Annotated in this window: 7 protein-coding genes and 1 pseudogene; 7 read left to right on the top strand and 1 reads right to left on the bottom strand. The window is 32.2% G+C overall.

Annotated elements, in window-relative coordinates; all coding sequences use genetic code 11:
• Positions 1-70 precede the first annotated feature (70 nt).
• Complete coding sequence (rpsO, locus tag WBY99_RS02655) at positions 71-340, bottom strand: 30S ribosomal protein S15 (protein ID WP_423974799.1); 270 nt, start codon at positions 338-340, stop codon at positions 71-73.
• Positions 341-475: 135 nt separating this feature from the next.
• Between rpsO and WBY99_RS02650 the strand changes: the two genes are divergently transcribed.
• From WBY99_RS02650 to WBY99_RS02620, 7 genes and pseudogenes are all read left to right on the top strand, one after another.
• Positions 476-1,126: a pyruvate decarboxylase gene (locus WBY99_RS02650; protein ID WP_423974798.1), complete on the top strand. Its 651-nt coding sequence runs from the start codon at positions 476-478 to the stop codon at positions 1,124-1,126.
• Positions 1,127-1,566: 440 nt separating this feature from the next.
• Positions 1,567-1,896 carry a single-stranded DNA-binding protein gene (locus WBY99_RS02645; RefSeq protein ID WP_423974797.1) on the top strand — a complete coding sequence of 110 codons (330 nt, stop codon included), beginning with the start codon at positions 1,567-1,569 and terminating at the stop codon, positions 1,894-1,896.
• Positions 1,897-1,965: 69 nt separating this feature from the next.
• Complete coding sequence (locus tag WBY99_RS02640) at positions 1,966-2,415, top strand: HRDC domain-containing protein (protein WP_423974796.1); 450 nt, start codon at positions 1,966-1,968, stop codon at positions 2,413-2,415.
• Between the two features lie 225 nt (positions 2,416-2,640).
• Complete coding sequence (gene hisS, locus WBY99_RS02635) at positions 2,641-3,993, top strand: histidine--tRNA ligase (protein WP_423974795.1); 1,353 nt, start codon at positions 2,641-2,643, stop codon at positions 3,991-3,993.
• Positions 3,994-3,995: 2 nt separating this feature from the next.
• Positions 3,996-4,637 (top strand): GNAT family N-acetyltransferase, encoded by a 642-nt coding sequence (locus tag WBY99_RS02630; RefSeq protein WP_423974794.1) that lies wholly within the window; start codon positions 3,996-3,998, stop codon positions 4,635-4,637.
• 192 nt (positions 4,638-4,829) lie between these two features.
• Positions 4,830-5,246: an EamA family transporter gene (locus WBY99_RS02625; RefSeq protein WP_423974800.1), complete on the top strand. Its 417-nt coding sequence runs from the start codon at positions 4,830-4,832 to the stop codon at positions 5,244-5,246.
• Positions 5,246-5,695 (top strand): annotated as a pseudogene (locus WBY99_RS02620) (class I SAM-dependent methyltransferase); the annotation flags it as partial. The gene WBY99_RS02625 and the pseudogene WBY99_RS02620, both read left to right, overlap by 1 nt.
• Positions 5,696-5,772 lie beyond the last annotated feature (77 nt).

The following is a 5,772-nucleotide window of genomic DNA, read 5'->3' as shown; positions in this document are numbered from 1 at the left end:
ATCTACTTCCAAACTAAACATAAAAAAAGCAACTCGAAATGGAGTTGCTTTAATTTTGTTTGGAAAATGATTATTTTCTTAATCCAAGTTCAGCGATAATAGCTCTATATCTAGTAATATCTTTTTTCTTAAGATAATCTAAAAGTGCTTTTCTTTTACCTACCAAAAGTACCAATGATCTCTCAGTTGCGTAATCTTTGTGGTTTTTTTTCAGGTGACCTGAAAGGTGGTTGATTCTGAAAGTGAAAAGGGCTACTTGTCCTTCTGCTGTTCCAGTGTCTGCGTCAGACTTTCCATGTTTTGCGAAGATTTCTTTCTTCTTGTCAGTTGTTAAGTACATTCCAATATTGTTTTAATGATTATTATGTAACGGGTGCAAAAGTACAACTATTTATTTAATCTCAAAAGCACTATTGCTTTTATAAATGGGAAATTTATTAATAAATGTTAAAAAAATCTTAAAATCCTATTGCTTATGTTGCTGGATGGCAGTATCTTTGCATTACACGAAACAATGAGAAATCTTTATTTAATTAGAACACATTTTACAGTCATTTTACTGTTAACCGCTTGCTGTGCGCTTTCCGCACAAACTAGCTTATTGAGTAAAGATCCCAAAACTTACCAGATTCTTTATTTTAATCCTGAAATTTTTCCCGATATCGAAGAAATAAAAGAGCCAACCTATTCTGCTTTTTTTTCTGCATTATCAGATCAGATCAGTGTTTCTAAAAGTAATAAGTTGCTTCGTGTGGATTATAATATTCCTTATGATGATGCAGAAACAAGTTTGATTAGTGAGTTTTGTGAAAATAATAATGCGCAATACGCAGTAGTTCCAAAAGTGAAGTATTTTAAAGTGGGATTTGGGAAGTATGTTTTTTCGAATCAAGTGGTTGTAAGCATGAAAATTTATAATGCGACTGGTGAGTTACTTGCCGAAGCTTCTTATGACACTTACAAAAAAAATGGTCGGTTATTGGGTTCTGCAGAAAATTCTATAAAAATAGGTACCAACGGTGCACTTAAAAACATCAATAAAATTCTTCGTAAAAAGTACCGTTCGAAAGTTAATGCTTCTAGATTATCCGAGATTCTACCGATGGAACAATTTTCTTTTAACTAGAGGATTGTCGCCGCTAATCAAGCTGCTATTTACAAAAATTCTGCTTTTATTTTCGCAATCTCTACATCCATTTTGGTTTCGTAATATTTTTCATTTCTTTATTCAAGATAAGGTTGTACAATGATTTTATATTTTTCTTGTGCGCTCATGCTCATATTACACTGAATGTTTAAATGGTCTTTAATATTTTTCTTTTTGGACTTTTTGATTTGCCGATTATGGTTATTAGGTAGAGTTTCCTAGAAAGTTGAATCACAGATTCTTCAAAAATTAAATTTTAATTTACTGATTTTTAAATATATAAACGATACAAACGAATACAAACGATATTAAGTGATTCCATACCGACTAATTTTTGAAAGCTGGTGAACCTTTGCAACAGAGATTCGAGGAAGATCAGTGAGACTCGTTTCTAATGTTTAATTATAAAATTTAAAGCCATGTCACTAAGAAACAAAGTTACCTTAATCGGTAGAACAGGAAAAGATGTAGAAATCGTACAATTCGAAAACGGAAAATTAGCTAAAGTAAGTTTAGCAACCACCGATCATTACACCAATGCTATTGGTGAAAAAGTGGAAGAAACACAATGGCATAATTTGGTTGTCCACGGTAAATTAGCCGATATTATGGAGAAGTATGTAGAAAAAGGAAAAGAGATTGCGGTAGAAGGCAAAGTTGTTTACCGCAACTGGGATGATAAGGAAGGGGTGAAGCATTACATCACCGAAATCCGGGTAGAAGAAATTCTTCTTTTGGGCAGTAAATAATGTATAAATAATTACCGCGCCTCTCCCTCTCTATTGGAGAGGGGTGGGGTGAGGAAAAACTTTAAAACCATGAAAGTAAAGATTTTTAAAATAAGATTGTCAGACGAATTTATTTTTGCTGACCAAAAGGTTCTAGACTATTTTCTTCAGGAAAATAATATTCTGAAATACGAAACTGCATTTGTGAAAGACGATGAAAGTTATTGGTCCGTCGTTCTTTATTATGAAGAATTGAAAATACAGGTCAACGAACCAAAACCGCAGAAGTATAGTGTAGAGCAAGACGTGGAACTTTCTTTGGATGAAATTAAAATTCTTGATTTACTCAAATTATGGCGGTCGGAAAAAGCGAAAGATCAAAAACTACCAGTTTATTTTATTGCTACCAACAAAGAACTCTTCTCAATCGCAAAATACAAACCGGCTAAAAAAGAAGAATTACTTGATATTAAAGGTTTTGGTAAACATAAAATCGAAAACTATGGTGAAGAAATTATTGAAATTTTGGAAACTGTATAAAATTTGCGAACACTTATTCCACTTTGTCAAAGTTTTCAGAAGTGTTTTTGTTGACTTTGACAAAGTTGTTTTAAATCCTATTTTGCAATTCTAAACTGAGCGAAAATAATAATTAAAGCTTGAATTTCAATAAATTTCAATGATTTTAATTTCTGATTTAAACAGAAATCCTTTTCATTTCCCTATTTTTGCAAGCAATTACTTATCACTTATTTCTCATTAAATATGAAGCCAAGTTTAGCAAAAGGAACCCGAGATTTTTCCGCCGAAGAAGTTTACCGAAGAAAATTCATTATCAATACTTTACAGAATAATTTTGAACTATTTGGTTTCCAGCCTTTAGAAACGCCAAGTTTCGAAAACTTATCCACTTTAACGGGGAAATATGGTGAAGAAGGAGATCGTTTGATTTTTAAGATTTTAAATTCTGGTGACTACGCTTCGAAAACAAAAGATGAAGATTGGGCGGCTAAAAATTCGCAAAAACTGATTTCGCAAATTTCAGAGAAAGCGTTGCGCTATGATTTAACAGTTCCATTTGCAAGATATGTTGCTATGAATCACGGGCAAATGACTTTCCCTTTTAAACGGTATCAGATTCAGCCAGTTTGGCGAGCAGATCGTCCACAAAAAGGGCGTTTTCGTGAATTCTATCAATGCGATGCTGATGTCGTAGGAAGTGAGAGTTTGTGGCAGGAAATAGAGTTGGTTCAATTGTATTTGAAATCTTTTTCAGAATTAAAAATTCCGGTTACACTTCATTTGAATAATAGAAAAATCCTTTCAGGTTTGGCAGAATATGCAGGAATTTCGGAACAATTGATTGATTTTACCGTTGCACTCGATAAATTGGATAAAATTGGTAAAGAAGGAGTCGTTAAAGAATTATTAGAAAAAAACATCTCTCAAGAATCAATTGATAAATTAGATTTTCTATTTAATCAAAGTGAAAATGCACTCGAAAATTTAGTACAGTTAAAAGAAAAATTCCAAGGAAATGAAATCGGAAAGAGTGGAGTAGAAGAATTAGAATTTGTCTTAATTAAATGTGTAGATTTAGGAATTTCTTCCGAAAATTTAAAATTCGACATCACTTTAGCGCGTGGTTTAGATTATTATACTGGAGCAATTTTCGAGGTGAAAGCCAATAATGTTGCCATGGGTTCCATTGGCGGTGGTGGAAGATATGATAATTTAACCGAAGTTTTCGGAGTGAAAAATATTCCTGGAATTGGGATTTCTTTTGGTCTTGACCGAATTTATTTGGTGATGGAAGAACTCGGATTATTTCCCGCAAATTCCATAAATGTAGTACAATATCTTTTTGCCAATTATGGTGAAAATGAATCTTTAGCAGCGATGAAAATTATTGGTCAACTTCGGGCAAAAGGAGTTTCTGCAGAATTGTATCCAGAATCTGCAAAATTGAAAAAACAATTTACTTACGCCGAAAAAAAAGGAATTCCAAATTTGGTTTTCTTCGGCGAACAGGAAATTTCGGAAGGAAATATTACCGTGAAAAATCTGGAAAACGGCGAACAGAAAACAGTTTCGATTAAAGAATTTTTGAACTCATAAAATTGGAAAAAGAAATTTCTAACGAGATATTAGAAAAATGGCTAAAAGGTTGGTCTTTGTCAAGAAATCTGGCTTTGCCAATTCAGTACAAATCAGGTTTTAAAGTAGATGTTAATGATGAAAAGCAAAAATCGAGATATGTTTTTTCTGATATTAATTCTGATTTTTTGCAATTGTCAGAAACTATTTTTGAGCCTTGGGTTTTTCTGAAAGTCTGTAATTCTTTTGAGCGTTTTAAAAATTTAATTCCTGAGAAATGGCAAGTTCAGCCGCAAGGTTATATGATGAGTTGCTTTCATCCAATGAGTCTTCCAAATGTTAGTTTGCATGAAGATTATAGATTGGAATATGAAAATTACAATTCCACTTTTGTTATTAAAATTGTGACTAAAAAAGGAGAACTATCATCAATTGGTCGAGTTGTTCTTGTTGATGATTTAGCAATTTATGATCGAATTTCCACAGAAATTAATCATCAAAGAAAAGGTCTAGCAACTTTTGTAATGAAGGAACTAGAGAAAATAGCTTTATCGAAAGGTATTTTCAATAATTTTCTAGTGGCAACAGAAGAAGGCAAGTCATTGTATGAATTATTAGGTTGGGATATTTACAGTCTTTATACTTCAATTGTTATTCCTTCTTAAATTTCAGATTCTTAAAAAAAATGAATCATTTCAGATAAAGACAAGGTTTTGCTGCCAAATTCCCTTTTTTTAATTTTATTTTTTAACCTATTTTTGTGTTGAGAGATTCTATTTATCATGAAGTTGTATTTTCTAACGAAAGTTAATCTAACAAATGATCTTCAATTAATTCTTGAAAATATTACCAAAAAAATGTGGTGGATTTATGCTTTACTTTCCGCTTTATTTGCAGCAGCTACTGCAATTTTTGCCAAAATTGGAGTTGAAAATGTAAATTCTAATTTAGCGACAGCTATTCGGACAGTTGTGGTTTTGGTGATGATTTGGATGATCGTTTTTTTTCGAAATGAATATCGAGCAATCGGAGAATTATCATCTCGAAACTGGATTTTCCTCACGATTTCTGGATTTGCGACTGGTCTCTCTTGGGTCTTTTATTTTAAAGCATTACAAATAGGACAAGTCTCGAAAGTGGCAGGAATTGATAAACTCAGTTTAGCTTTAACCATCATATTTGCCGTCATATTTTTAGGAGAAACATTAACTTGGAAAACGGCAGTTGGCGCAAGTTTAATTATTGCTGGAACTTTATTTTTAATTTGGAAATAATGGAAAATTATCTCGACATCAATCGTAAATTATGGAATGCAAAAGTAGAAACGCATTTAAAATCTGATTTCTATTTTGTTGATGAATTTTTAAAAGGTAGAAGTTCTTTAAATTCTATTGAGTTGGATCTTTTGGGTGAAATTAAAGAAAAAAAAATTCTGCATTTGCAATGCCATTTCGGTCAAGATTCTATTTCGCTTTCTCGATTGGGAGCGAAAGTTACAGGAATTGATTTGTCTGATAAAGCAATTGAAGCAGCAATAGATTTAAAGGAAAAATGCGGGACAGATACCAAATTCATTGTTTCAGATGTTTATGATTTACCGGATGTTTTGCATCAAAAATTCGATATCGTTTATACGACTTACGGAACAATAGGCTGGCTTCCCGATTTGCAAAAATGGGCAGAAGTAATTTCTCATTTTCTAAGAGCCTGTTTAAATTTTATTCAGTAAAAATTTTATGGCGGATAATTTGACCATATTTTCAGAGGTTTCCATTATGAGTTCATAATTTCTACATAATC

The organism is Kaistella sp., from assembly GCF_049588135.1.
Classification (GTDB): Bacteria; Bacteroidota; Bacteroidia; order Flavobacteriales; family Weeksellaceae; genus Kaistella.
This window is presented reverse-complemented; position numbering and strand designations above follow the sequence as displayed.